The organism is Streptomyces sp. HUAS ZL42 (genome assembly GCF_040782645.1).
Taxonomy (GTDB): domain Bacteria; phylum Actinomycetota; class Actinomycetes; order Streptomycetales; family Streptomycetaceae; genus Streptomyces.
Genome location: NZ_CP160403.1, coordinates 2,951,451 through 2,977,774 on the forward strand (window position 1 = coordinate 2,951,451; position 26,324 = coordinate 2,977,774).

General features: G+C 71.4%; 25 protein-coding genes and 1 pseudogene. 13 read left to right on the top strand and 13 right to left on the bottom strand.

Translation table 11 applies throughout. From position 1 onward, the window contains the following. The first annotated feature begins 11 nt into the window (after nucleotides 1–11). From ABZO29_RS13500 to ABZO29_RS13535, 8 genes are all read left to right on the top strand, one after another. Nucleotides 12–788, top strand: coding sequence for an amino acid ABC transporter ATP-binding protein (locus ABZO29_RS13500; protein ID WP_367320433.1), 777 nt, complete (start codon nucleotides 12–14; stop codon nucleotides 786–788). Between the two features lie 76 nt (nucleotides 789–864). Then, nucleotides 865–1,716 carry a glutamate ABC transporter substrate-binding protein gene (locus ABZO29_RS13505; RefSeq protein WP_367320434.1) on the top strand — a complete coding sequence of 284 codons (852 nt, stop codon included), beginning with the start codon at nucleotides 865–867 and terminating at the stop codon, nucleotides 1,714–1,716. 117 nt (nucleotides 1,717–1,833) lie between these two features. Then, entirely contained in the window at nucleotides 1,834–2,502 is a 669-nt protein-coding gene (locus ABZO29_RS13510) for an amino acid ABC transporter permease (RefSeq protein WP_367326125.1), read from the top strand. Further along, a complete protein-coding gene (locus ABZO29_RS13515) occupies nucleotides 2,499–3,428 on the top strand; it encodes an amino acid ABC transporter permease (RefSeq protein WP_367320435.1) in 930 nt (309 codons plus the stop codon). The genes ABZO29_RS13510 and ABZO29_RS13515 overlap by 4 nt, the downstream gene beginning before the upstream one ends. 171 nt (nucleotides 3,429–3,599) lie before the next feature. Continuing rightward, a complete protein-coding gene (locus ABZO29_RS13520) occupies nucleotides 3,600–5,207 on the top strand; it encodes an FAD-dependent monooxygenase (protein ID WP_367320436.1) in 1,608 nt (535 codons plus the stop codon). Nucleotides 5,208–5,235: 28 nt separating this feature from the next. Then, nucleotides 5,236–5,373 (top strand): putative leader peptide, encoded by a 138-nt coding sequence (locus tag ABZO29_RS13525; RefSeq protein ID WP_367320437.1) that lies wholly within the window; start codon nucleotides 5,236–5,238, stop codon nucleotides 5,371–5,373. Between the two features lie 91 nt (nucleotides 5,374–5,464). Then, a complete protein-coding gene (locus tag ABZO29_RS13530; RefSeq protein ID WP_367320438.1) occupies nucleotides 5,465–5,992 on the top strand; it encodes a cysteine dioxygenase in 528 nt (175 codons plus the stop codon). 32 nt (nucleotides 5,993–6,024) lie between these two features. Continuing rightward, nucleotides 6,025–6,426 carry a rhodanese-like domain-containing protein gene (locus tag ABZO29_RS13535; protein WP_367326126.1) on the top strand — a complete coding sequence of 134 codons (402 nt, stop codon included), beginning with the start codon at nucleotides 6,025–6,027 and terminating at the stop codon, nucleotides 6,424–6,426. Nucleotides 6,427–7,142: 716 nt separating this feature from the next. Here the strand turns inward: ABZO29_RS13535 and recX are convergent. Both recX and recA read right to left on the bottom strand, forming a co-directional pair. Next, nucleotides 7,143–7,937 (bottom strand): recombination regulator RecX, encoded by a 795-nt coding sequence (recX, locus tag ABZO29_RS13540; protein ID WP_367320439.1) that lies wholly within the window; start codon nucleotides 7,935–7,937, stop codon nucleotides 7,143–7,145. A gap of 3 nt (nucleotides 7,938–7,940) precedes the next feature. Beyond that, on the bottom strand, nucleotides 7,941–9,074 hold the full coding sequence (recA, locus tag ABZO29_RS13545) for a recombinase RecA (protein WP_367320440.1): 1,134 nt from the start codon (nucleotides 9,072–9,074) through the stop codon (nucleotides 7,941–7,943). A gap of 475 nt (nucleotides 9,075–9,549) precedes the next feature. Here recA and ABZO29_RS13550 point away from each other — a divergent pair, with 475 nt between their 5' ends. Next, nucleotides 9,550–10,284, top strand: a complete 735-nt coding sequence (locus ABZO29_RS13550) for a hypothetical protein (protein WP_367326127.1) — start codon at nucleotides 9,550–9,552, stop codon at nucleotides 10,282–10,284. A gap of 12 nt (nucleotides 10,285–10,296) precedes the next feature. On the opposite strand, the gene ABZO29_RS13555 is transcribed toward ABZO29_RS13550, so the two are convergent. Then, nucleotides 10,297–11,568: an AI-2E family transporter gene (locus ABZO29_RS13555; RefSeq protein ID WP_367320441.1), complete on the bottom strand. Its 1,272-nt coding sequence runs from the start codon at nucleotides 11,566–11,568 to the stop codon at nucleotides 10,297–10,299. Nucleotides 11,569–11,628: 60 nt separating this feature from the next. Further along, complete coding sequence (locus tag ABZO29_RS13560) at nucleotides 11,629–11,823, bottom strand: DUF3046 domain-containing protein (RefSeq protein ID WP_367320442.1); 195 nt, start codon at nucleotides 11,821–11,823, stop codon at nucleotides 11,629–11,631. A gap of 80 nt (nucleotides 11,824–11,903) precedes the next feature. Here ABZO29_RS13560 and ABZO29_RS13565 point away from each other — a divergent pair, with 80 nt between their 5' ends. Continuing rightward, nucleotides 11,904–12,848, top strand: a complete 945-nt coding sequence (locus ABZO29_RS13565; protein WP_367320443.1) for a hypothetical protein — start codon at nucleotides 11,904–11,906, stop codon at nucleotides 12,846–12,848. Between the two features lie 8 nt (nucleotides 12,849–12,856). Here ABZO29_RS13565 and ABZO29_RS13570 read toward each other — a convergent pair whose 3' ends face one another. The 3 genes and pseudogenes from ABZO29_RS13570 to ABZO29_RS13580 all read right to left on the bottom strand — a co-directional run bounded on the left by ABZO29_RS13570 (nucleotide 12,857) and on the right by ABZO29_RS13580 (nucleotide 14,768). Further along, entirely contained in the window at nucleotides 12,857–13,165 is a 309-nt protein-coding gene (locus ABZO29_RS13570) for an AzlD domain-containing protein (protein WP_367320444.1), read from the bottom strand. After that, on the bottom strand, nucleotides 13,162–13,875 hold the full coding sequence (locus ABZO29_RS13575; protein ID WP_367326128.1) for an AzlC family ABC transporter permease: 714 nt from the start codon (nucleotides 13,873–13,875) through the stop codon (nucleotides 13,162–13,164). The genes ABZO29_RS13570 and ABZO29_RS13575 overlap by 4 nt, the downstream gene beginning before the upstream one ends. After that, nucleotides 13,836–14,768: pseudogene (locus tag ABZO29_RS13580) on the bottom strand (AraC family transcriptional regulator). Before ABZO29_RS13580 ends, ABZO29_RS13575 begins: the two are co-directional and overlap by 40 nt. Before the next feature lie 187 nt (nucleotides 14,769–14,955). Between ABZO29_RS13580 and ABZO29_RS13585 the strand changes: the two are divergent. Genes ABZO29_RS13585 through ABZO29_RS13595 form a run of 3 tightly spaced genes read left to right on the top strand, consistent with a single transcriptional unit; the run spans nucleotide 14,956 to nucleotide 21,596 of the window. Then, nucleotides 14,956–19,902 carry an ATP-dependent helicase gene (locus tag ABZO29_RS13585; RefSeq protein ID WP_367320445.1) on the top strand — a complete coding sequence of 1,649 codons (4,947 nt, stop codon included), beginning with the start codon at nucleotides 14,956–14,958 and terminating at the stop codon, nucleotides 19,900–19,902. 54 nt (nucleotides 19,903–19,956) lie between these two features. Continuing rightward, the gene (locus tag ABZO29_RS13590) at nucleotides 19,957–20,799 is read left to right on the top strand and encodes an Fpg/Nei family DNA glycosylase (RefSeq protein ID WP_367320446.1); all 843 of its coding nucleotides are present in this window, start codon (nucleotides 19,957–19,959) and stop codon (nucleotides 20,797–20,799) included. A gap of 32 nt (nucleotides 20,800–20,831) precedes the next feature. After that, entirely contained in the window at nucleotides 20,832–21,596 is a 765-nt protein-coding gene (locus tag ABZO29_RS13595; RefSeq protein WP_367320447.1) for an SDR family NAD(P)-dependent oxidoreductase, read from the top strand. Here ABZO29_RS13595 and ABZO29_RS13600 read toward each other — a convergent pair. The 6 genes from ABZO29_RS13600 to ABZO29_RS13625 form a co-directional block, all read right to left on the bottom strand. After that, nucleotides 21,544–21,828: a hypothetical protein gene (locus tag ABZO29_RS13600; RefSeq protein WP_367320448.1), complete on the bottom strand. Its 285-nt coding sequence runs from the start codon at nucleotides 21,826–21,828 to the stop codon at nucleotides 21,544–21,546. The two genes, ABZO29_RS13595 and ABZO29_RS13600, sit on opposite strands and share 53 nt — an antisense overlap. 217 nt (nucleotides 21,829–22,045) lie before the next feature. Beyond that, on the bottom strand, nucleotides 22,046–22,426 hold the full coding sequence (locus tag ABZO29_RS13605; RefSeq protein ID WP_167997591.1) for a helix-turn-helix domain-containing protein: 381 nt from the start codon (nucleotides 22,424–22,426) through the stop codon (nucleotides 22,046–22,048). A gap of 109 nt (nucleotides 22,427–22,535) precedes the next feature. Continuing rightward, on the bottom strand, nucleotides 22,536–23,081 hold the full coding sequence (locus tag ABZO29_RS13610; protein ID WP_367320449.1) for a CinA family protein: 546 nt from the start codon (nucleotides 23,079–23,081) through the stop codon (nucleotides 22,536–22,538). Further along, nucleotides 23,078–23,836, bottom strand: coding sequence for a CDP-diacylglycerol--glycerol-3-phosphate 3-phosphatidyltransferase (gene pgsA / locus ABZO29_RS13615; RefSeq protein WP_367320450.1), 759 nt, complete (start codon nucleotides 23,834–23,836; stop codon nucleotides 23,078–23,080). The genes ABZO29_RS13610 and pgsA overlap by 4 nt, the downstream gene beginning before the upstream one ends. Then, a complete protein-coding gene (gene rimO, locus ABZO29_RS13620; RefSeq protein ID WP_367320451.1) occupies nucleotides 23,833–25,305 on the bottom strand; it encodes a 30S ribosomal protein S12 methylthiotransferase RimO in 1,473 nt (490 codons plus the stop codon). The genes pgsA and rimO overlap by 4 nt, the downstream gene beginning before the upstream one ends. A 92-nt stretch (nucleotides 25,306–25,397) precedes the next feature. Further along, a complete protein-coding gene (locus tag ABZO29_RS13625; protein WP_367320452.1) occupies nucleotides 25,398–26,237 on the bottom strand; it encodes a helix-turn-helix domain-containing protein in 840 nt (279 codons plus the stop codon). Nucleotides 26,238–26,324 lie beyond the last annotated feature (87 nt).

A 26,324-nucleotide genomic window follows, 5' to 3' on the forward strand; every position in this document is an offset into this window, starting at 1 on the left:
GCCTGAGAGCGATGACCGAAGTATCGGTGGCCAAGGAAGACGTGGCCGCGACCGGCGAACTGGTCGTCCTGAAGAGCGTCAACAAGCACTTCGGCGCGTTGCACGTGCTCCAGGACATCGATCTGACGATCGACCGCGGTGAGGTCGTCGTGGTCATCGGACCCTCCGGGTCCGGCAAGTCCACGCTGTGCCGCACCATCAACCGGCTGGAGACGATCGACTCCGGCACGATTGTGATCGACGGCAGGCCACTGCCCCAGGAGGGCAAGGCCCTGGCCCGGCTGCGTGCCGACGTGGGCATGGTCTTCCAGTCCTTCAACCTGTTCGCGCACAAGACCGTGCTGCAGAACGTGATGCTGGGCCAGATCAAGGTCCGCAAGGCCGACAAGAAGAAGGCCGAGGAGAGCGCCCGCGCCCTGCTCGACCGGGTCGGCGTGGGCACCCAGGCCGACAAGTACCCCGCGCAGCTCTCCGGCGGCCAGCAGCAGCGCGTGGCCATCGCGCGGGCCCTGGCCATGGACCCGAAGGTCATGCTCTTCGACGAGCCGACGTCGGCTCTGGACCCGGAGATGATCAACGAGGTCCTGGAGGTCATGCAGCAGCTCGCCCGTGACGGGATGACGATGGTCGTCGTCACCCACGAGATGGGCTTCGCACGATCGGCTGCAAACCGCGTGGTGTTCATGGCGGACGGCCGCATCGTCGAACAGGCTGCGCCCGACCAGTTCTTCAGCAACCCGCGCAGCGACCGAGCCAAGGACTTCCTGTCGAAGATCCTGCACCACTGACCGCACGCAGCACCCTGACGACCTGCGTCACCCGTTCCCGACGGCCCGCATCTTCACCAGTCAAAGGATGTTCCCCATGAAGCTCCGCAAGGTCACTGCCGCTTCGGCCGCCGTAATCGTGCTCGCCCTGACCGCCACCGCGTGCGGCGGCGACGACAGCAAGGACGAGACCGGCAGCGGCTCGACGACGAACGGCGGCGGCAAGATCAAGATCGGTATCAAGTACGACCAGCCGGGTCTGGGTCTGAAGGAGCCGGACGGTTCCTTCTCCGGCTTCGACGTGGACGTGGCCACCTACGTGGCCAAGCAGCTCGGCTACGAGCCCAACCAGATCGAGTTCGTCGAGACCAAGAGCGCCGACCGTGAGAACGCGCTCTCCCGCGGCGACGTGAAGTTCATCGCGGCCACCTACTCCATCACCGACGAGCGCAAGCAGAAGGTCGACTTCGCCGGCCCGTACCTGCTGGCCCACCAGGACCTGCTCGTCAAGGCCAACTCCGACATCTCCGCAGGCACGGACCTCAACGACAAGAAGCTGTGTTCCGTGACCGGCTCCACCTCGGCGCAGAAGGTCAAGGACTCCATCGCCCCGAAGGCCCAGCTGCGTGAGTACAGCGGCTACTCGGAGTGCATCGCCGGTCTGCAGAGCGGCGCCGTGGACGCCGTGACCACCGACGACTCGATCCTCGCGGGCTTCGCCGCCCAGGACAAGTACAAGGGTCAGTTCAAGCTCGCCGGCCTCAAGCTGAGCAACGAGAACTACGGCATCGGTGTGAAGAAGGGCGACACCGCGACCTTGAACAAGATCAACGACGCGCTGACGAAGATGGTCAGCGACGGCTCCTGGCAGAAGGCCGTGGACGCCAACTTCGGCCCGGCGAACTACAAGAACGAGCCGGCCCCGCAGATCGGCAACATCGTCAAGTAAAGCGCGGCTCCGGCCGAGCAACGCAGGGTTCCACGGGCGCGCCGCCGCCCGCCGCGATCACGGCGGCGGTGCGCCATGCCCTCCACGTACGCCACACACCCGGAAGCGCGGGAGATCGTGTTCGACTTTCTTGAAGGTTACGACGTCCTAGGGGCGTTCTGGATGACGGTGAAACTCACCGCCCTCTCCGCCCTCGGCTCCCTGGTCTGGGGCACCCTGCTGGCCGCGATGCGGGTCAGCCCGGTCCCGCTCATGCGCGGGTTCGGCACCGCCTACGTCAACATCGTGCGGAACATCCCTCTGACGGTCATCATCGTCTTCAACTCGCTCGGCCTGGCCGACATCTTCGGCGTGACCATGGGCGCGTCCGACGACTTCAAACTGCAGGGATTCCGCCTCGCGGTGCTCGGTTTCGTCGCCTACACAGCGGCCTTCGTCTGCGAGGCGCTCCGCTCCGGCATCAACACGGTGCCGCTCGGCCAGGCCGAGGCGGCCCGCGCCATCGGCCTGAACTTCAGCCAGACCCTGCGGCTCATCGTGCTGCCGCAGGCCTTCCGTTCGGTCATCGGCCCGCTGGCCAACGTACTGATCGCGCTGACCAAGAACACCACCGTGGCGGCCGCGATCGGCGTGGCCGAGGCCGCCTACCTGATGAAGGGGATGATCGAGAACGAGGCCCAGACGCTGGCCATCGGCGCGGTCTTCGCCCTCGGGTTCGTGGTACTGACCCTGCCCACCGGACTCATCCTCGGCTGGCTGAGCAAGCGACTGGCGGTGAAGCGATGACCTCCGTCCTCTACGACGCCCCCGGCTCCCGGGCCAAGCGGCGCAACGTGCTTCTCTCGGTGGTCTTCGTCCTTCTGCTCGCCCTCCTGGTGTGGTGGGTCTGGCGGACGATGGACGACAAGGGGCAGCTGACGTGGGCCCTGTGGGAGCCCTTCACCACGTCCGAGGCGTGGACGACGTATCTGCTGCCGGGCCTCGCGGACACACTCAAGGCCGCGGCGCTCTCCATGATCATCGCGCTGCCGCTGGGCGCGTTCTTCGGGATCGCGCGCATGTCCGACCATCGGTGGGTGCGGGTCCCGGCCGCAGTGGTGGTCGAGTTCTTCCGGGCGATCCCGGTGCTGCTGCTGATGCTGTTCGCCAACGAGGTCTACGCCCGCTCCGGGAGCGTCAGCAGCGAGGATCGGCCCCTGTACGCGGTCGTCACCGGCCTGGTGCTCTACAACGCCGCGGTCCTTGCCGAGATCGTGCGGGCCGGCATCCTCGCGCTCCCCAAGGGGCAGACCGAGGCGGCCTACGCCATCGGTCTGCGCAAGGGCCAGACCATGAGCAGCATCCTGCTCCCGCAGGCGGTCACGGCGATGCTGCCGGCCATCGTCAGCCAGCTCGTGGTCATCGTGAAGGACACCGCGCTGGGCGGCGTGATGATCGGGTTCACCGAGCTGCTCAACGCCCGCCAGACGCTGGCGGCCAACTACGCCAACGTGATCCAGAGCTTCATCGTGGTGGCGGTCATCTACATCGTGCTCAACTTCATCCTCACCAGCTTCGCCAGCTGGCTGGAGGGCTACCTGCGGCGCAGCAAGCGCACAACGGGCGCGGTCCTCAGCGAGGACACGGTGGAGATGAACCCGGCCGCGGTGGGTGGCGGCTTCGGAACCGGTGGCGAGGGCGGCGGCCTCCCGGGCAGCAAGACCTATTCCTGACGATCAGTCAAATAATGCGGCACGAAGGCAGTGGCACGAGCGCCACTGCCTTCGTCGCTTGACGCAAACACCGCCAATGGGTTGCATACGTTCTGTGATCGTGCACCCTGCTCCAACCTTCTGTTCCGCCATGTCTTCGAGGACACCGCCACGGGCAGGAGGGGCCACGCCGTGGACCCGGTGATCATCGTCGGAGCGGGGCCCGTGGGGCTCACGCTCGCCTTGGCGCTGGCGCGTCAGGAGGTCCCGTCGGTCGTTCTGGACGAGGGCCCGGGCAAGGACGAACCGCGACTCGCGCGCACGGTCGTACTGCGTGAGGACACCGCGGCCCTCATGGAACGGCTGACGGCGTTGCAGCTCGCCGAGGCCGGGGTCCGCTGGGCCGGATGGCGGTCGATGCGGCGCAGGCAGGTGATGCGCGAGATCACCTTCGACGCCTCCGAGCCCGCCCCCCTGCACATCGCCCAGCACGTGCTGACCGGCGCCCTGCGCGCGGCTCTCGCCGGCGAGCGGCTCGTCGAGGTCGCCGTGGACAGCCGCCTCGACACCATCGAGCAGGAACGCTCCGGCGTCATCGCCCACACCCGCGGTCCCAAGGGCACGTGGTGGCGCGGCAGTTACCTCGTGGGCTGCGACGGCCCCCGCTCCACGGTGCGCAAACTGCAGGACATCCGCTTTCCCGGCCGTACGTCGGTGGAGCGGCACGCCGTCGCCGCGCTGCGCACGGAACTTCCGTGGACCGACGAGGCGTTGCTCCATCGGACGCCGCCGTGGCGGACCTCCGGTCCCTCCGCCGGGGAAATCACCGGACGTCCGCTGCCGAACGGCGTCTGGCGCCTGGACTGGCTGCTGCCGCCCGGCAAGGATCTGGTCACACCCGAGCTGCTGGTGGCCAACGTCCGCGAGACGCTCGCGGGCTGGAGCGGCGGGCCCACACCGCCGTACGAACTCCTCGACACCGGCGTCCACACCGTCCACCACCGCCTGGCCCGCCGCTGGCGGGTGGGCCGGGTCTTCCTCGCCGGGGACGCGGCGCACCTGCTCGGCGCGCTCGGCACCCAGGGGCTCGACGAGGGCCTCAGGGACGCCGACAACCTCGCCTGGAAGCTGGCCGCGGCCTGGCACCACGGCCCGCACGAGGGGCTGCTCGACAGCTACCAGGCCGAGCGGCGCGCGGCCGTCTCCGCCCGGCTGCGCGCCGCCGACCAGGTGCTGCCGCTGCTGCGCGGCGGCGGGGGCCTGAGGACCTACGTCCCCGGTTCGGCCCGCGGTCACGACGCGCTGCTCACCGACGGCCACCTGGGGCGCGGCCCGCTGGGCATGCCGGGGACGTACGCCGACTCACCGCTGGCGCCCCGGCACCTCGAGGCCGAGGTGCCGGTGGACACGCCGCCCGGCGCGGCGGTCGCGGACGTGCGGGTGACGGCCGAGGACGGCTCCTTCGTACGGCTGCGGGAGCGGCTCGGGCGCGGTGCGCTGCTCGTCGTACTGATCGCGCCGGGCACGGGCGTGTGGGAGCGCAAGCACTGGGTGGGCGCCGGGCTCATGCCCCGGCTCGCGGCCGCGGTGACCGCGCTGCCGCACCCCGCGGAGCTGCTGGTCGCGGAGAACTACCCGGGTGCGGCCGCCCACACCGTTTTGTTGGTACGACCGGACGGTCACCTGGTGACCGCGCTGAGCGGGGTGCGTCCCGCCGACCTGTACACCGCGGCGGAGGCCGCGCTGGGTGGACCGGCGAAGGCGGAGGCCGAAGCCGGGGCGGGCTCCGCGGTGAAGTGACCGTACCCCCCGTCACTGTGCTGTCCGCATGGTTTACGTTGAGTTGACCGGTCTGCGCCCTCGTGGTGTACTCCGGATCGTGACCGACACCTGTGTGCGCCTGTGGCGGAGGGTCCATATGGACCTCGTCCGCTATGCGGGCTGCGTGTGTCGTCCGTCCTGCTGAATTCGCATCCCTTTTCTCCTCCACGCTCTTTCCGCGCGCCTCCGACGCGCCGCCGAGCGTGCCCACGCGAGCACTCACCAGGACGGTATCCGTGTCTGTCTCCCCCTCCTTGTCCACCGCCGCCCCCGCTCCCACCCAGGCGGAACTCCTCGACTTCGTACGGCGTACAGCCGCCGACTCCGAACTGATCGCCTCGCTTCCGCTGGACCCCGAGGGCCGCACCTGGGTGCGTCTCGAAGGGCCCGGCGGCAGCGAGGCCTGGCTGATCGGCTGGCCGCCCGGCACCGGCACCGGCTGGCACGACCACGCCGAATCGGTGGGTGCCTTCCTCACCGCCCGGGGCGAGCTCACGGAGAACTCGCTCGCCGCCCGGCTGCCCGGTGACGGCTGGAAGACCCTGGAGCTGACGGAGGGCGTGGACCGGGAGCGGCGGCTGCCGGCCGGCGAGGGCCGCTCCTTCGGCCGCCACCACGTCCACGAGGTCCTCAACCGGTCCACCGACCGGCACGCGATCTCCGTCCACGCCTACCACCCGCCCCTGCCGCTGATCCGCCGCTACAGCCGTACGGGGCAGGTACTTCGTCTGGAGCAGGTCGAGCGTCCGGAGGACTGGCAGTGAGCGGGGCGGTCGGACGACTGGGAGACGAAGGAGTGGGCGACGTGGCGGAACGGCCGGTCGGCATAGACGAGTTGCTGGAGCGGGTCCGGGCGGGGTACGCGCGCGTGGAGGCGCGGGAGGCGTACGACGCCGCCCGGGCAGGTGCGGCTCTCCTGGTCGACATCCGGTACGCCGCCCTGCGCGAGCGGGACGGCCTGATCCCCGGCGCCCTGGTCGTCGAGCGCAATGAGCTGGAGTGGCGGCTCGACCCCCAGGGCAGCCACCGCGCTCCCGAGGCCACGCGCCACGACCTGCGTGTCGTGGTGATCTGCAACGAGGGCTACGCGTCGAGTCTTGCGGCCGCGTCCCTGCACCAGCTGGGGCTGTACCGGGCCACGGACCTGGTCGGCGGGTTCCAGGCGTGGAAGGCTGCGGGACTGCCGGTGACGTCGTAGCACTGCTGATGCCGCGTGGGGTGGCATGAGCCCTACTCCTTGGCCGTCGCCACGGTCACCGCGGGGACCCTGAGCGCCGCGCGCCCGGCAGGGAGGTGGCGGTGAGAGCCAGGAGCGCGGCGACGGCCACCACCGTGACGTACACCAGCTGTGTGACCGCGGGCGCGGCACGGCGTAGGCGTGGTGGTTGAGTTCGTCCATGCCGTGCCGCATCCCGGGACTCCGGCGGCTGCGGGGTGGGAAGCGGCGGTCACCGGGGACGGCCCGCCACCAGTGCTCCCGGCCGTGACCGGCCGTGGCGTCGGTCTCCTCTACGAAGCCGTAGCGCGCGAGCTCGCGCAGGTGGTAGCTGGTCGACCCGGTGTTCAACCCGAGCGCGCGGGCCGGCGACGCGGAGGTGGCCGGCCGTGCAGGACCCGGTGCTGGAGCATCCGCTGGCGCCGCGGCTGCGCGAGCGCCTTCAGCGCGGCGAGATCGTTGAGTTCGACGGGAGGGGCGGCTGCTGGAGCTCGTCCCGCGCCTGTCGGCTCGCCGGCACCGGGTTGCTGTGGCTTACGTACACAGTCGTTTGTGCACAGGGGTCTGTGCACTGCTGTGGTCCGGCGACTTCAGAGGGGGGTTAACCCCACCCGGTCCTCTGGGAGTTGGCGGGCTCGCCCGGCTCCGGACGCGATCGGCGCCCCCGCGCGTCTACCGTGCCCGGAGCCGGTGAGAAGTCAGAACCCGTCGTCCGCGAGGAACTCGGCGTCCTCGCCCTCTTCCTCCAGGGCCTGGCGGACCACCCGCAGAGCCATGCCCTCGGAGTAGCCCTTGCGGGCGAGCATGCCCGCGAGGCGGCGGAGTCGTTTGTCGCGGTCGAGGCCCCGGGTGGCGCGCAGCTTGCGCGCGACGAGCTCGCGCGCGGTCGCCTCCTCCTGCTCGGAGTCGAGCTGGGCCACGGCCTCGTCGATCAGCCCGGAGTCGACACCCTTGGTCCGCAGCTCCTGGGCCAGCGCACGCCGGGCCAGCCCCCGGCCGTGGTGCCGGGACTCCACCCAGGCGTCGGCGAAGGCACTGTCGTCGATCAGCCCGACCTCCTCGAACCGTGACAGCACCTCCTCGGCCACGTCGTCCGGGATCTCCCGCTTGCGCAGGGCGTCCGCGAGCTGCTTCCGCGTGCGCGGGGTCCCGGTGAGCAGGCGCAGACAGATCGCCCGCGCCCGCTCAGCCGGGTCCCCTGAAGGCTCCCCCGCCTCGGCCCTCGACGAAGAGGGGGCGCCTCCGTCCTCACCGGGCGGCTCGGCGAAGCCGCGCCGTCGGCGCCCGCGTCCGGCGCGCGCCCCACCGTCGCCTCGACGCCGGCCCCCGCCAGGCTCGTCGCCGCGCGGACCGCCCGGTGCGCCGGTGCCGTACGGTTCGTCGTCTCCGTACCCGCCGTCGTCCGGCAGGCCCGGGCCCGCGTCACCTCTGATCCCGTGCTCTCGCGAAGCGTCGAGGTGGGCGTACTCGGCCCAGTCGGTTCGTCGTGTCACGGATCAGCTCTTGGCGGTCGCGGCCCTGGTCTTGGCAGCCTTGGCCGCCGCGGGGGCGGGTACCGTCTTCGCGGCGTCGTCCGCGGACGTGGCCGTGGAGACGGCCGCGTCCGCGCCCGGCTCCGCCGCCGGCTCCTCCGGCCGCACGCCGACGCCCAGCTTCTCCTTGATCTTCTTCTCGATCTCGTTGGCCAGGTCGGGGTTGTCCTTGAGGAAGTTGCGCGCGTTCTCCTTGCCCTGGCCGAGCTGGTCGCCCTCGTACGTGTACCAGGCGCCGGCCTTGCGGACGAAGCCGTGCTCCACGCCCATGTCGATCAGGCCGCCCTCGCGGCTGATGCCCTGGCCGTAGAGGATGTCGAACTCGGCCTGCTTGAAGGGCGGCGCGACCTTGTTCTTGACGACCTTGCAGCGGGTGCGGTTGCCCACCGCCTCCGTGCCGTCCTTCAGGGTCTCGATACGGCGGATGTCGATACGCACCGAGGCGTAGAACTTCAGCGCGCGGCCACCGGTCGTGGTCTCCGGGGAGCCGAACATCACTCCGATCTTCTCGCGGAGCTGGTTGATGAAGATCGCGGTGGTCTTCGACTGGTTGAGCGCGCTGGTGATCTTCCGCAGCGCCTGGCTCATCAGACGGGCCTGCAGACCGACGTGGCTGTCGCCCATCTCGCCCTCGATCTCCGCGCGCGGGACGAGCGCGGCGACGGAGTCGATGACGATGAGGTCGAGGGCGCCGGAGCGGACCAGCATGTCCACGATCTCCAGGGCCTGCTCGCCGTTGTCGGGCTGGGAGAGGATCAGGTTGTCGATGTCGACGCCGAGCTTGCGCGCGTACTCGGGGTCGAGGGCGTGCTCCGCGTCCACGAAGGCGACCTGACCGCCGGCCTTCTGGGCGTTCGCCACCGCGTGCAGGGTCAGGGTCGTCTTACCCGAGGACTCGGGGCCGTAGATCTCCACGACGCGGCCGCGCGGCAGGCCGCCGACGCCGAGGGCCACGTCGAGCGCGGTCGACCCGGTCGGGATGACCTCGATGGGCTCCTTCGACCGCTCGCCCATGCGCATGACCGCGCCCTTGCCGAATTGCCGTTCAATCTGTGCGAGCGCGGCATCCAGGGCCTTCTCGCGGTCGGTTCCTGCCATGGGTTCCACCCGGTTTGCTTGAGTCGATCGCTTCACGTCAAAGACGCTAACGCCTGCCACTGACAATGCGCCCCGACGCCGGTCCGGCCTGTGGATAACTCGGGTACTTCTCCATCGAAACCGTGTCGAAATCCCCCGCGTGAGCCCGCCGGAGCCTCCATCAGAATGGATGTTCGATTTTGATGTCAAGCGCACCATGCGGCACCTCCGAGACTACGCTCGCGGTCCGGCAGCGGCCGGGGGTCGCGGCCGACACCCCACTTCTTGCGCCGACTTGCCGCCACGGCTGTCTCCCGCCCGGCTACCTCCCGCGTCGCACGACGGGTGTCTCCGACCGGACGACGACTGCGCGCGGTGATGTCGCGAGGCTGGGGAATGGCTTGGGACATGAACAACGCGCGGAGGGGAGCAGGGGCTGATGGGAGCGTCCACGCTGCCGGTTCAGCCGTCGGCACCGGCGGCACGGGCGCCCGGTATGCGCCCTGCTGAACGTCTCTGCCACGCGACCGGTCTGCTCCTGATCCTCTCCGGCCTCGTCCACCTGGTGGTGTTCGCCGTCGAAGGCGGCCCTTGGGACGGGCCCGTCTCCTGGCGCAAGCCGGTGACGTTCCGGCTGTCCTTCGGGGTGACGCTCATCGCCGTCACCTGGGTCACCTCGTACGTGCGTGTCGGGCCGCGACTGCGGGCCGTGCTGCTGGTCGTGTTCGCCGTCGACCGCGTCGTGGAGGTCGGCGGCATCACCCTGCAGGCGTGGCGGCGGGTGCCCTCGCACCTGAACATGGAGATGCCCTTCGACACGGCGGTGTCCATGACCCTCGCGGTCGGCGGAGGTGTCCTCGTCGTCCTGCTCACCGTTTTCGCGATCGCGTCCTTCCGGCACCGGCCCTCGGGTCCCGCCGGGATGGCGCTCGCGGTGCGTTCCGGGTTCGCCGTCCTGCTCGTCGCACTGGCCTGCGGCGCGGCGATGATCGCGCGCGGGGTCGTGCTCACGCGGACCGGCCATCAGGCGGCGGCGTATCACTCGACGCCACCGCTCAAGCCGCTGCACGGGGTCAGCCTGCACGCCGTCCTGGTGCTGCCCGTGCTGGCCTGGCTGCTGTCCCGGACGTCCTGGAGCGAATCGGCACGGCGGCGGATCGTGGCGATGGCGGCCGGCTGCCATGCGGCCGCCGTCATCGGTGCGGGGGCTTGGGCCGGTCTCACTTACTGACGCGGCGGGGCGTCAGGAGCCCGGCGACTCCCCGGAAGGCGCCTCCTCGGCACGCTCCGGCCCCGGCCGCCGCTCCCACAGCGACCGCACGCGCGTGAACAGGCCCCGCCCGGAGCCGAAGGTGCGGTGCCCGTGGACACGAGGATCGTCCGTGACGTCGTACCGCTTCACGTACGCCCCCAGGAACGCCTGCAGGGTGGCGACGGCCGGGATGGCGATCAGTGCGCCGACGGCGCCGAGGAGCGCGGTGCCCGCGACGACCGAACCGAAGGCGACCGCGGGATGGATGTCGACGGTCTTCGAGGTCAGCTTGGGCTGCAGCACGTAGTTCTCGAACTGCTGGTAGATCACTACGAAGATCAGCACCCACAGCGCGTACCAGGGGTCGACCGTGAAGGCGATCAACATGGGCAGGGCGCCGGCGAGATAGGTACCGATGGTGGGGATGAACTGCGAGACCAGGCCCACCCACACGGCGAGCACGGGCGCGTAGGGCACGTCCAGGGACTGCAGCAGGATGTAGTGGGCTACCCCCGAGACGAGCGCCATCAGGCCGCGCGAGTAGAGGTAGCCGCCGGTCTTGTTCACGGCGATCTCCCACGCGCGCAGGGCCTCGGCCTGCCTGGCGGGCGGCAGGACCGAGCAGATCGCCTTCCTCAGTCGCGGGCCGTCCGCTGCGAAGTAGAACGAGAACAGCGCGATCGTCAGCAGTTGGAAGAGGCCCCCGAGCACCTGGGCCGAGACGTCCAGGACACCCGTGGCACTGTTGCGCACGTAGTTGCGCAGCCAGTCGGACCGGAGCAGGCCCTCCTGGATGTCCACCCGTTTCAGGTCGGTGTGGAAGTGCGTGTTGATCCAGTTGATGACGGAGTCGAGATAGTCCGGGAAGTCCTCGACGATCTTGATGATCTGGCCCGCGAGCATGGAGCCGAGCAGGGTGACGAAACCCGCGGCCGCGATCATCACGGCGAGGAAGACCAGGAAGGTGGCGAGCCCCCTGCGTATGCCGCGGGAGGCCATCCAGCTCACCGCGGGCTCGATGGCGAGAGCCAGGAAGAACGCGATGAGGATGTTGATCAGCAGGCCGGTGAGCTGGTGGAAGGCCCAGGTGCCCAGCTGGAACACGGCGAAGAGCGCGAGCGCGAGCACCATGGCGCGCGGCAGCCAGCGCGGCATGCGGGAACCCGGCACGGCGGCGCCGTCGGCCGGGGGCCTGTCGGGGGGCGTCGTACCGAACGGGGATGCGTGCCGGGCGGTCTGCCCCGGGTCGTCAGAGGGTGCCACGGATCAAGTCTCGCCCACGCCACCGACAACCGGTTGCGGCCCCTGCGATCCTCATTCCGATCAGCGCTTCTCGTTCGGAACGTTCATCACCGTGCAGACCACGCGCCACACGTCCTTCGCGTCCCAGCCGGACGCCAGCGCCTCGTGCACCGTGCGCCCGCCGAGCTCCGACATCACGTGATCGCGCGCGAAGGTCTCGGCGTACCCCGTGCCGAAGTGCTCCGCCATCCGCTGCCAGAAGACCGTCAACCGCATGACATCAGTATCCCGCCCCTGAGGGTGGCCCCGAGCCGGGACCGCATGCCGAGACCGCTTTCCGTCCTACGGTCTGAGGCATGGCCGAAACAGGAGCATCCCCACTCCCCTCTGAGCCCCAGGCGCGCTCCCCGCTCTTCCGTGCCGAGCAGTTCGTCTGGCTCACCGCGCGTGTGCTGGAACAGCACCTCTTCGCGTACCACTTCCTGAACGCCGGCGCAGAACCGGTGGAGACCGCGCTGGACGCCTACCGCAACCCGGACGGCGGGTACGGCCACGCGCTGGAACCCGATCTGCGCGGCCCCGTCAGCCAACCGCTGCACACCGCTCACGCGCTGGGCGTACTCGACGCCATCGGGCGCTGCGGAGGGCAACGGGTGGAGCGCATGTGCCGCTATCTGTCGTCGGTCTCCACGGCGGACGGCGCCCTTCCGGCGATCCATCCCAGCCAGCGCGGATACCCGGCAGCCCCGTTCATTCCGATCGTGGACGACCCACCGGGCGAACTCCTCGCCACCGGACCGGTGGTGGGCCTGTTGCACCGCAACGAGGTGTGGCACGCCTGGCTGTTCCGGGCCACGGACTTCTGCTGGCAACGGGTCGAGTCCCTGGAGAAGACCCATCCGTACGAGATCGAGGCCGCGGTGACGTTCCTGGACTCCGCCCCCGACCGCCCGCGCGCCGAGGCGGCCGCCGACCGTCTCGGCCGCCTGGTGCGCGAAAACCGGCTCGCGGCACTGGACCCGGACGATCTCGACGCCTACCCGGTGGCACCCGGCTACGCCCCCGGCGAGCACCACTTCCCGCACGACTACGCGAGGACGCCGGGCTCCCTTGCGCGCGCGTGGTTCACGGACGAGGAGATGACGCGGTCTCTCGACTTCCTCGCGGGCCTGCAGCAGGAGGACGGCGGCTGGCCGATCCGCTGGCGCCAGTGGGCCCCGGGCACCTCTCTGGAGGCGCGCCCCATCGTGACGATCAAGGCACTGCACACCCTCAGGGCCTACGGCCGCGCCATCGGCTGACCGCCCCCTCAGCCGCCCATGGCCCGCACCCCGGCCGTGACCACCACGGCCGCCGCGACGACGAGCAGGAACGGGGCCCGCAGCAACAGCACCACGGCGGCCGCCGCGAGCCCCGCGAGCCTCGCGTCCAGCACGAGCGCGTGCCCGTCGGCGAAGGTCTGCTGGGCCGTGAGGGCGGCGAGGAGGGCCACGGGCAGCAGGGCGGCGAGCCGCCGCACCAGAGGCCTCTCGAGAACGCCCGCGGGGACGAGCAGCCCGGCGAGCTTGACGGCATAACAGCCGAGGACGGTGGCGCCGATCGCGATCCAGGTGCTCAACGCTCCCCCTCTCGTACGCCGCCGCGCTTGTGCCGCTGACCCTCCACGAACAGGACGGCCGGCGCGGCGAGCGCGGCGACCAGGACCGGCACACCGGCGGGGAGGAGGGGCAGCAGACCGAGCCCCAGGAGCACTGCGAGCCCGGCGACGGCCCGCTCGGTGGTGGTCTTCAGCATGGGTGCCAGCAGCGCGAGGAAGACCGCCGGACCGGCCGCGTCCAGGCCCCAGGCGTCGGTGTCTCCGATGGCCCCGGCACCCAGCGCGCCCAGCAGCGTGGTGAGGTTCCACAGCACGTACAGACTCAGCCCCGTCACGGCGAAGCCGATCCGCGCACTGCGTCGCGTGGGTTGCGCCAGCGCGACGGCCGCCGTCTCGTCGATCACCCACTGGGCGGCGACCGGACGCACCGCGCGCGGGAGGGCCAGCAACTGCGACAGACGCAATCCGTAGAACGCGTTGCGTACGCCCAGGAAGAAGGCGCCCGCGGCCGCCGTCAGCGGATTGCCACCCGCTGCGAGCGCCCCCACGAGCGCGAACTGGGACGCGCCCGTGAACACCAGGAGGCTGAGCGCGCACGTCTGCCAGAGCGTGAGCCCACCGCCCGCCGAGGTCACCCCGAAGGCGAACCCGGACAGTCCGACGGCGACCCCGACGCCGAGGGCGTCCCGTACTACGACGGCGTCCGGCTTTCCCTCACCGTCGTCGCGTATGTGTGCGAGAGCTGTCTGTTCTGTCACGTGTCGGACGGTAGGAGCAGCCGCGTCCGCGCGTCTTGTACGTTCTTGCGCTCCCGCTGGTACGCCCCGGGCGGCACCCCCACGATCCGGGCGAAGTGCCGATTGAGATGCGGCTGATCCGCGAACCCGACAGCGACGGCGGCCTCGGCGGGCGACGTCCCGGCGTCCAGCAACCGCCGCGCCTGCCGCACCCGGGCATCGGTGAGCCAGGCATGGGGCGGCATCCCGTACACGTCGCGGAAGGCCCGCAGCAGCGCGAACGGGCTGGTTCCCAGATCCCCGGCGAGCTTGTCCAGGGTCGGCGGCGCGGCCATCCGCTCCTCCAGCACGGCACGCGCGCGTACCGCGATCCGCGCCCCCGCGCTCCGCACCTCCCGCTGCGCCAGAACCCCGCCGTTGAGCCGCAACAGCCGCGTCACCGCCACCCGCAGCAGCGTGTCGGCGGCCAGCGCGTTGCCCTCCTCCGCGGCCCGCAGCACCCGGTGCACCAGCGCGCCGGTGTACGGATCGTCGAGCACGGGAGAGACGAATCCCGGGGTACCCCGGATGGCCGTGGTCTCGGCGGCTATCCCGGCCACGACCTCCGGCGACGGATACACCGCCCCGTACCGCCACCCCTCGGGCACACCCGCACGCCCCGTATGAGGCGTGTCCGGATTGACCAGCGCGAGCGCCCCGGCCCCCGCGTACTGATCGCCCCCACCATGGTGAAAGACCTCCACGCCCTCGGCGATGGCGGCGATGACGAAGTTCTCGTGCGTATGCCGCACAAATGTCTTCCGTACATACCGAGCCCGCAGCAGATCGACCCCGGGCAACTCGGCGTACTGCCAGTGCCGCGCAAGCTCCTTCCCCGAACCCGCCATACCCCCATTCTCGACCACGACCGGACGTCGTCCGCCGCGGGCCGCTTCTCCACCACGACGGCGGGACGGCCGCCAGACCACGGGAGCGGGACCCGAGCCACAACGCACCGCGCCCGTCCCGAGCCGGCACAGCGAACCGAAGCCCCAGGTCAGACCCGTTGTCAGTCCCCGGGTGCAGGATGGACGCATGGTCAGCTCCGCACACCGAGCCCTGGACGGCTTCTCCCCCGCGACCCGCGGCTGGTTCACGGGGGCGTTCTCCGCGCCCACTGCCGCCCAGGCCGGCGCGTGGCAGGCCATCGCGGCCGGCTCGGACGTGCTGGTGGTCGCCCCCACCGGCTCGGGCAAGACCCTGGCCGCCTTCCTCGCCGCCCTGGACCAGCTCGCCTCGACACCCCCACCGGCCGACCCCAGGAAGCGCTGCCGCGTCCTGTACGTCTCCCCGCTGAAGGCACTCGCGGTCGACGTGGAGCGCAACCTCCGCAGCCCCCTGACCGGCATCCGCCAGGAATCCGTACGCCTGGGCCTGCCCGAACCGGAGGTCAAGGTCGGCATCCGCTCCGGCGACACCCCCGCCGCCGAGCGCCGAGCCCTGTCCACCCGCCCGCCGGACATCCTGATCACAACCCCGGAGTCCCTGTTCCTGATGCTGACGTCGGCCACGCGCGACGCACTGACCGGCATCGAGACGGTGATCCTCGACGAGGTGCACGCGGTGGCGGGCACCAAGCGCGGGGCACACCTGGCACTCTCCCTGGAGCGCCTGGACGAACTCCTGCCGAAGCCGGCCCGCCGCATCGGCCTCTCGGCCACCGTCCGCCCGGTCGACGAGGTCGCCCGCTACCTCTCGCCGCGCCGCAAGGTGGAGATCGTCCAGCCGAAGTCGGGCAAGGAGTTCGACCTCTCGGTGGTCGTCCCGGTCGAGGACCTGGGCGAGCTGGGCGGCTCCCCGGTGGCCGACGGGACGGAGGGCACAGAACGCCCGTCCATCTGGCCGCACGTCGAGGAGCGGATCACCGACCTGGTCCAGGCCCACCGCTCGACGATCGTGTTCGCCAACTCCCGCCGGCTCGCGGAGCGCCTGTGCAACCGGCTGAACGAAATCGCGTACGAGCGGGCCACCGGCGAAACCCTCGACGAACACCACGCCCCGGCCGAGCTCATGGGCGGCTCGGGCGCGGCCCAGGGCGCCCCGCCCGTCATCGCCCGCGCCCACCACGGCTCGGTCTCCAAGGAGCAGCGAGCCCTCGTCGAGGAGGACCTCAAGGCAGGCCGCCTGCCCGCCGTGGTCGCCACCTCCAGCCTCGAACTGGGCATCGACATGGGCGCGGTCGACCTCGTCGTCCAGGTGGAGTCCCCGCCCTCCGTGGCCTCCGGCCTCCAGCGCGTGGGCCGCGCGGGTCACCAGGTCGGTGCGGTCTCCACCGGCGTGGTCTTCCCGAAGTACCGCGGCGACCTGGTCCAGGCGGCCGTGGTCACCGAACGCATGCGTACCGGCTCCATCGAGTCCCTGAAGGTCCCGGCCAATCCGCTGGACGTCCTGGCCCAGCAGCTCGTCGCCATGACCGCGCTGGACACCTGGCAGGTGGACGACCTGCTCGCCACGGTCCGCCGCTCCGCTCCCTTCGCGTCACTGCCGGAATCCGCCTTCACGGCGACCCTCGACATGCTCGCCGGCCGCTACCCCTCAGACGCCTTCGCGGAGCTGCGCCCGCGCCTGGTCTGGGACCGCGTCGCCGGCACGGTCGCCGGCCGCCCCGGCGCGCAGCGTCTCGCCGTCACCTCCGGCGGCACCATCCCCGATCGGGGCCTCTTCGGAGTGTTCCTCGCCGGCGCCGACCCCAAGAAGGGCGGCGGCCGGGTGGGCGAGCTCGACGAGGAGATGGTGTACGAGTCCCGTGTCGGCGACGTCTTCACCCTCGGCACCAGCTCCTGGCGTATCGAGGACATCACGCGCGACCGCGTCCTGGTCTCCCCCGCCCCCGGCGTCCCGGGCCGACTGCCGTTCTGGAAGGGCGACCAACTGGGCCGCCCACTCGAACTGGGCCGCGCGGTGGGCGCGTTCCTGCGCGAGGTGGGATCGCTCACCAAGGAGGACGCCCGCTTGCGCCTGCTCGCCGCGGGCCTGGACGCCTGGGCCGCGGACAACGTCCTGTCCTATCTGGACGAGCAGCGCGAGGCCTGCGGCCATGTCCCCGACGACCGCACGATCGTGGTGGAGCGCTTCCGCGACGAACTGGGCGACTGGCGGGTCGTCGTCCACTCACCCTTCGGCGCCCAGGTCCACGCCCCGTGGGCGCTCGCGCTCGGCGCCCGGCTGTCCGAGCGGTACGGCATGGACGCGCAGGTCATGCACGCCGACGACGGCATCGTGCTGCGCCTGCCGGACGCCGACCTGATGGGCCTGGACCTGCTCGACCAGGAACCCGTGAAGGCCGGGACGGAGTACGACGCCGACCAGGCCCCCGTCGGCGCGGCGGACGTCGTCTTCGACAAGGGCGAGGTCGACCAGGTCGTCACCGACCAGGTCGGCGGCTCGGCCCTGTTCGCGTCCCGCTTCCGGGAGTGCGCCGCCCGCGCTCTGCTGCTGCCGCGCCGCAACCCCGGCAAGCGCACCCCGCTGTGGCAGCAGCGCCAGCGCGCCGCCCAGCTGCTCGAGGTGGCGAGCGAGTTCGGCTCGTTCCCGATCGTCCTGGAGGCGGTGCGCGAGTGCCTCCAGGACGTCTTCGACGTCCCCGGACTCGTCGAGCTGATGGGCGACCTGGAGTCCCGCAGGGTGCGCCTCGTCGAGGTAACGACACCCGAGCCGTCCCCCTTCGCGCGCTCCCTCCTCTTCGGGTACGTCGCCCAGTTCCTGTACGAGGGAGACTCCCCGCTCGCCGAGCGCCGCGCCGCCGCCCTGTCGCTGGACTCGCGGCTGCTGGCCGAGCTGCTCGGCCAGGCCGAGCTGCGCGAGCTGCTCGACGCCGAGGTACTGACCGAGCTGGAGCAGGAGCTCCAATGGCTCACCGAGGACCGCCGCGTCAAGGACGCCGAAGGCGTGGCGGACGTCCTTCGCCTCCTGGGCCCGCTCACCGACGCCGAGTTGGCCGAGCGGGGTGCCGAGCCGCACTGGGCCCAGGAACTGGCCGCCGCCCGCCGCGCGATCCGGGTCCGCGTCGCCGGCGCCGACCACTGGGCGGCGATCGAGGACGCGGGCCGCCTGCGTGACGCGCTGGGCACCGCGCTGCCCGTCGGAGTGCCGGAGGCGTTCACCGAACCGTTCAAGGACCCGCTGGGTGACCTCCTCGCGCGCTACGCCCGCACCCACGGCCCCTTCACGTCGGCCACCGCGGCGGCCCGCTTCGGCCTGGGCGTCGCGGTCACCGAGGGCGCGTTGCAGCGGCTCGCCGCGAACGGCCGTGTCGTACAGGGTGAGTTCCATCCGGCCGGGATCGGCCAGGAATGGTGCGACGCGGCGGTACTGCGCCGGCTGCGGCGCCGTTCCCTCGCCGCTCTGCGGCACGAGCTGGAGCCCGTTCCGCCCGCCGCGCTCGCCCAGTTCCTCCCGCAGTGGCAGCACATCGGCAAGGGCCACTCCCTGCGCGGCATCGACGGACTGGTGCGCGCGGTCGAGCAGTTGCAGGGCGCGTCCGTGCCGGCGTCCGCCCTGGAGAAGCTGGTCCTGCCGTCCCGCGTCACGAACTACACCCCGGCGATGCTCGACGAACTCACCGCGGCCGGGGAGGTGGTGTGGGCCGGAGCAGGGGCCCTGCCCGGCAAGGACGGCTGGGTGTCCCTGTACCTGGCGGACGCGGCGCCGCTCCTTCTGCCCCCCGGGCATCCCCTGGAGCTGACGGCGCTCCACCAGTCCGTCCTGGACGCCCTCTCCGGGGGCTACGGCCTGTTCTTCCGCCAGATCGCCGACCAGGTCCGCGCCACCACGCACCCGGACGTGACCGACCCCCAACTGGCGGACGCCGTCTGGGACCTGGCCTGGTCCGGCCGGCTCACGAACGACACGCTGGCACCGATGCGCTCCCTCCTCGGCTCGGGCCGCACCGCGGGCTCCACGGCCCACCGCGCCAAGCGTGCCGTCCCACGGGGCCGCTACGGCTCCCTGACGGCCGCCGCCCGCCCTGCGTCCCGGAGCGGTCCGCCCACCGTCGCGGGCCGCTGGTCCCTGCTCCCGGCACGCGAGGCCGACCCCACGGTGCGCGCCCACGCCCTCGCCCGGGCGCTCCTCGACCGGCACGGTGTGGTGACCCGGGGAGCCGTCTCCGCGGAGGGCGTCGAGGGCGGCTTTTCGGCGACGTACCGCATCCTGTCCGCCTTCGAGGAGAGCGGTCAGGCGCGGCGCGGTTACGTGGTGGAGGGACTCGGCGCCGCGCAGTTCGCGATGGACGGCGCCGTGGACCGCCTGCGCGCGGTGGCCAACGCCCGCGACCGGGGCGAGGCTCTGCCGGGCCCGGGCTTCGGCAGCGGCGGAGCCGACGGCTTCGGCTCACCCGACGGATTCCCACCGGGCGGCGGCACAGAGCCGTCCGGCGCCTTCGGCGCATCCGACGGCTTCGGTCCGTCCGACGGCTTCGACCTCGACGACGACTTCGGCATGCTCGGCGCGTCCCGGTCGCCGGGCGACTACATCTCACCCCGCGACTTCGCCGCACCGGGCGCCGGCGGCCCTCGAGGCGGCCCGGCCTCACCGTACGGCGGCTCGGGATTCGGCAACCGCCGTACCCGCCCCGCCCCCGCCTCCCGAGCCGTCGTCCTCGCGGCCGCCGACCCGGCGAACGCATACGGCGCGGCCCTCGCCTGGCCCGAGCCACCGACCGGCGCCGGGCACAAGCCGGGCCGCAAGGCGGGCTCCCTGGTGGTCCTCGTCGACGGCGAGCTGGCGCTCTACATGGAGCGGGGCGGCAAAACGCTCCTGGCCTGGCCCGCCGACCCGGACGGCACCGACACGGCGGCCACGGACGACCCGCGTCTGCAGGACGCGGCGGAGGCGCTCGCCGCGGCCGCCCGCGCGGGTTCCCTCGGCACGGTCACGGTGGAGCGGGTCAACGGTGCCTCGGCCCTCACGTCCCCCATAGGCACCCTCCTGGAAGGAGCAGGCTTCATCGCGACCCCCCGTGGGTTGCGGCTGCGGGCATGACACCACCACGCCACCCCGGCCCCACCCGCGGCCCCCGCATGCCACCCTTGACCCATGCCCGAAGGAGACACGGTCTGGCAGACCGCGAGACGGCTGCACGGCGCTCTCGCGGGCAAGGCGCTGACCCGCTCCGACCTGCGGGTGCCCAAGTACGCCACGGCCGACCTGACCGGCCGGGCGGTCCTGGACGTCACCCCGCGCGGCAAGCACCTCCTCACCCGCGTCGAGGGCGGCCTGACACTGCACTCGCACTTGGGGATGGACGGCTCGTGGAAGGTGTACGCCACCGGCCTGCGCTGGACCGGCGGCCCGGCCCACCAGATCCGCGCCATCCTGGGCACCGCCGACCACGCTGCCGTCGGCTACCGCCTCCCCGTACTCGAACTGCTCCGCACCGGCGACGAAGACCGTGCCGTCGGCCACCTCGGCCCCGACCTGCTGGGCCCGGACTGGAACCCCGACCAGGCCCTCGCCAACCTCCTCTCGGACCCCTCGCGCCCCCTGGGCGAGGCCCTCCTCGACCAGCGCAACCTCGCCGGCATCGGCAACGTGTACAAGAGCGAGCTCTGCTTCCTGCTCGGCGCCACGCCCTGGCTCCCCGTCGGCGCGCTCCCCGCCGACCGCGCCGCACAGCTCCCGGCCCTCGCCAAGAAGCTCCTCGAGGCCAACCGCGACCGACCGATCCGCACGACGACGGGCCGCCGCGGCCAGGACCTGTTCGTGTACGGACGCGCACCCCGCCCCTGCCTGCGCTGCGGCACATCCGTCCGTGTCGCCGACCAGGGCGACGGCTCCCGCGAGCGTCCGACGTACTGGTGCCCGGCCTGCCAGACGGGCCCGGCACCGGCCCCCGGCGCTCGAGCGGCCCGGCGATTCCGCCCCCGCACGACCAATTGACGACCCGTCAGAAACCCTCGTACCGTCCCTTCATGCCCGTCAAGGCGTACGACCTCACCGGACGCACCGCGTTCGTCACCGGCGCGGCCGGCGGCATCGGCCGTGCCAGTGCGGTCCTGCTCGCAGAGGCGGGGGCCACCGTGCACTGCGCGGACCTCGACGCACGGGGCCTGCACGAGACGGCGACCCTGATCAAGGACCAGGGTGGGGCGGCCCGCTGCCACCACCTCGACGTCACCGACCGCGCCCAGCTCAAACAGGCCGTCGAGTCGTGCGAGCGGCTGGACGTGATGGCGGCGGTCGCCGGGATCATGCACAGCAGTCCCGTGCTGGAGACGCGCGACGAGGACCTCGACCGGGTGCTGACCGTCAATTTCAAGGGCGTGCTGTACGCCTGCCAGGAGGCGGCCCGTCTGATGCTCGCCCGGAACGTCCGGGGCAGCATCGTCACCATGGCCTCGGGCGCCGTCGACACCGGCGGCCCGGGCCTGCTCTGCTACGGCGTGGCCAAGGCGGCCGTCGTCCAGCTGACGAAGACGCTCGCGACGGAGCTGGGCCGCTACGGCATCCGCGTCAACGCCGTCGCCCCAGGCTGGATCCGCACGCCCATGACCGACCGGCACGACGGCGAGGCCCAGGCGCGGACCGAGGCGCTCATGTCCCGCATGTCCCCGCTGGGCCGGGTCGGAGAGCCACAGGACGTGGCCCACACCGTCCTGCACCTGGCGTCCGACGCGTCGTCCTTCACGACGGGCCAGATCCTCCGTCCCAACGGCGGTGTGACGATGCCCTGGTAGGACCACCCCCGGCGGCCCCCCAAGCTCTTCTCCACCGCCCCGCCGCGAGCGCCCCCGCGGCCCGCGCCTTGGGTACACAGTGCACCGGCAACAGGCTCAGCCCCCACCCGCCGACCAGGACCGCTCCCTCCAGCACCCCCTCGCCCGGCGCCAGCACGAGCCGGAGCGCGGCCCACCACCAGACCGCCCCGAGCCCCAGAACGGCTCCCCAGCGCGCTGTCCGCCCCGTCATGGCCCGCCACCTCCAGCCGGACGCCGAACACCTCCGTAAGCCGCCCCGCACGCAGCCACCATGACCGCCGCACCCGTCACCGGCAAACGGAACAAGCTTCCCGCACAGACCCGCGCAGGCCCCCACAACGCGAAAAACCCCGACCGGACTCCTCCGGTTCTCCCGGAGAAACCCCGGACGGGGCTTCAAACAGCTCGTCAGTGGACGCGTGTGCGAATCACGCGGCGACCACGTCCACCGCCTCGGCGGGCGCCTTGATGGTCACCCGTTCCGGTGGCACACCGGTCACCGACACGGAACCCAGCATCGGACGAACCGGCGTCGGCACAGGCTCGCTGGGAGTGGCCGCAGCAGACTGCGCCAGCTCGGCGAGGGCGAGCTCGTCGCTCACTTCCCGCATGAGCTCGGACATCCGTACGTCCAGCGCGTCGCAGATGGCGGCGAGCAGCTCGGAGGAAGCCTCCTTCTGCCCCCGCTCCACCTCGGAGAGATAGCCGAGTGAGACTCGGGCGGACGAGGAGACTTCGCGCAGAGTACGGCCCTGGCGTTGGCGCTGCCGACGCAGCACGTCACCCAGCAGGCGACGGAGCAGAATCATCGGTGGCTCCCTCCTCGGACCGCGTAACCGCATCCTTCACGCCCCACCGTACCGCCTTGCGCCGCGGCCGTGCGGGGAGCGATGTCGTGTTCACTCAGGGCTGCAAACATCAAAACCCCCCGTTCCGTTCCGTATCCTGTGCCCGCTCATTCCCAGTGTGTTCGCTCACAAGCTCCTTCAGGAGCAGTGCGAGTACGCTCCGTACACTCTCCATACGAATTTCCGCGCGGTCGCCGTTCAACCGCAGCGCCTCCACTTTTCCGCCACCGGCGGAACCCGCTTCCGTCCCGAAGGGTCCGTCCACGGCCACGAAGACCGTCCCGACGGGTTGGCCGTCCTGGGCTTCCGGACCGGCCACACCGGTGGTCGCGATGCCCCAGTCGGCGCCCAGCGCCTTCCGCGCTCCGGCCGCCATCTGCGCCGCGACCTGCGGATCCACCGCGCCGCACTCGGCCAGCAGGGTGGCATCGACACCGAGCAGCTCGTGCTTCAGCTCGGTGGCGTAGGCCGTCACCGAGCCCCGGAAGACCTTGGACGCTCCGGGAACCGATGTGATCTCCGCCGCAACCAGGCCTCCGGTCAGCGACTCGGCCACAGCGAGGGTCTGGCCCTTCACTCCGAGTAGTCGCACCACGTCGGTGGCCGGGGAACTCACGCTTCCGTCTCCTCCAACGCGGCCTTGCGCTCGGCGATTCCCTGCCGGCGCAGCACAATGGCCTGTCTCACATAGTCGAGCCCGGTCACGACGGTCAGGATGACGGCCGCCGCCATCACCCACCACCTCAGGGTGGCGAGCCATCCCGTCAGCGCCAGCACATACATCCCGACGGCCACGCCCTGCGTGAGCGTCTTGAGCTTGCCTCCACGGCTTGCCGGGATGACGCCGTATCGAATGACCAGGAAACGCAGCAGCGTCACACCGAGTTCCCGGCCGAGGATGACGGCTGTCACCCACCACGGCAGGTCGCCCAGCGCGGAGAGACAGATCAGCGCCGCCCCCATGATCGCCTTGTCGGCGATGGGGTCGGCGATCTTCCCGAAGTCCGTGACCAGGTTGTACGTCCGCGCCAGGTGCCCGTCGAACAGGTCGGTGATCATGGCGATGGCGAAGGCGGCCCAGGCGAGCGAACGCCACGCCGGGTCGTATCCGCCGTCGGCCAGCATCAGCGCGACGAAGCCGGGCACCAGGACGAGCCGGAGCATGGTCAGCAGATTGGCGACGTTCCAGACGCTGGCCTGGTTGACCGCCGCGGCCGCGATCTTCCCGCCCCGCACTGGCTTCACGCCGCCCGGTGCGCCGGCAGCAGCGCCGGAAGCAGTCCCGGAGGAGGCAGCGGCAGATGCCGCACCGCCCGTGGTGGCCTTCGCTTTCGGGGAGCCGCCCGCGGCGGACGCCGGTACACCGGTCATCTGTCCGCCTCCTCACGCCATGCGAGCGAGCCCTGCAGCGGCTCGGCCACCAGGTCGACACCCTCCGTACCGACCACCTTCGCCTCGACCATACGGCCGACGGTGAGCCCCTCGCTGCCCGTGAGCAGCACCTGGCCGTCCGTCTCGGGCGCCTGGTGCGTCCCGCGGCCGTACACGCCCTCCTCGCCGTCGACGGACTCGACGAGCACGCGCACGGTTTCCCCGACGCGCTCCTCCGCGCGCTGCGAGACGAGCTCCTCCGCCAGGCGGGAGACACGGGCGAGACGGTCGGCGACGACGTCCTCGTCGAGCTTGTTCTCGTACGTCGCCGCTTCGGTGCCCTCCTCGTCGGAGTAGCCGAAGACGCCGATGGCGTCCAGCCGCGCGCTGTTCAGGAAGCGCTCCAGCTCGGCCAGATCCGCCTCGGACTCGCCGGGGAAGCCCACGATGAAGTTCGAGCGCACGCCGGCCTCGGGGGCCTTGGCGCGGATGGTGTCGAGCAGTTCCAGGAAACGGTCCGTGTCGCCGAAGCGGCGCATGGCGCGCAGCACACCGGGCGCGGAGTGCTGGAAGGACAGGTCGAAGTAGGGCGCGATCTTCGGGGTCGAGGTCAGTACGTCGATGAGGCCGGGTCGCATCTCGGCCGGCTGGAGGTAACTCACCCGCACCCGCTCGATGCCGTCGACCTCCGCCAGCTCGGGCAGCAGGGACTCCAGCAGGCGGATGTCGCCCAGGTCCTTGCCGTAGGAGGTGTTGTTCTCGGAGACCAGCATGATCTCCTTGACGCCCTGCTCGGCCAGCCAGCGCGTCTCGTTCAGGACGTCGCTCGGGCGGCGCGAGATGAAGGAGCCGCGGAAGGAGGGGATGGCGCAGAAGGAGCAGCGCCGGTCGCAGCCGGAGGCGAGCTTCACCGAGGCGACCGGGGCGCCGTCCAGGCGGCGGCGCAGGGGTGCGCGCGGGCCCGAGGCCGGAGCGAGGCCCTCCGGGAGATCGGCCGCGGCACCGTGTCCGGGAAGGGCGACGTCCGAGACCGACTGCCGCTCGGCCGGGGTGATCGGCAGCAGCCTGCGGCGGTCGCGCGGGGTGTGCGAGGCGTGGATGCCGCCGTTCAGGATGGTCTGCAGACGGTCGGAGATGTCCGCGTAGTCGTCGAAGCCGAGCACGCCGTCGGCCTCGGGGAGGGCTTCGGCGAGTTCCTTGCCGTACCGCTCGGCCATGCAGCCCACCGCCACGACGGCCTGGGTTCTGCCGTGCCCCTTGAGGTCGTTGGCCTCGAGCAGCGCGTCGACGGAGTCCTTCTTGGCGGCGTCGACGAAACCACAGGTGTTGACGACGGCGACGTCCGCTTCCGCGGCGTCCTCCACGAGGTTCCAGCCGTCCGCCTCCAAGCGGCCTGCGAGCTCCTCCGAGTCCACCTCGTTACGGGCGCAGCCAAGGGTGACGAGTGCGACGGTACGGCGTTCAGGCATGGGCTCAAGACTACTTTGTCTCACTGACAGCCCACGTCGACGGGGTTGGCGATCTTGACCGGCCGCCGACCCCGTACCAGTGAGCCTGCCTCTTACCCGACCTGCGGATCACCCTTCGTGTACGTCAGACGCTCCACGGCGCCGGGCTGGAAGTCGTCCTCGATCTTCTTGCCGTTGACGTACAACTGGATGGCGCCGGCGTCACCGAGGACGAGGTTGATCTTCGAGCTGTCCTGGAAGGTCTTGGACTCGCCCTGCTTGAGGAGACCGTCGAACAGCAGCCGGCCGTTGTGGTCCTTGGCGGAGATCCAGCTGCGGCCGTCGACGGCGCTCACCTGGACGGTCACCTTGTCCTGGGGCGCGGCCGCGATGGCGCTGTCCGAGGGCTCGGGCTTCTCGTCGGCCGGCTTGCTGCTCTTCGGCGTGGGTGAGGCGGACTTGCCGGCCTCGGGCAGGGTGCCCTCGGCGACCTGTCCCTTCGCGCCGCCGTCGTCACCGCCCCTGACCACGGTGAACCCGACGAAGCCGACGACGGCGACGATCGCGGCGACCATCGCCGCGGTCCAGTTCGGCCCGCGCCGCTCCGGGCGGATGCGTTCCGCCTCGAACATGGGCGCGGCCGGCGTCGGCGCCGGACGGCCGCCGTGCTCGGCGTCGTACTGCGCGAGCAGCGGGGCCGGATCGAGGTGGACGGCCCTGGCCAGCGTCTTGATGTGACCGCGGGCGTAGACGTCGCCGCCACAAGGGGCGAAGTTGTCCGCCTCGATCGCATGGACGATGGCGATACGGACCCGGGTGGCGGTACTGACGTCGTCGACGGTCAGCCCGGCTGCGATGCGCGCCTGCTGCAGCGCACGGCCGACGGAGGGGCGGGCTTCCTCGGAAACGTCTTCGAACGGACGCTCGTCTTCAGGGGAGTTGCCGATGGACACGGGGGCGCCTTTCGAGCGTGTAGCCACCTGTGCTGGAGGTTCAGTCTAGGGGGGGTGCGAAAGGGTGGGGCAACCGGGCGGTATCGA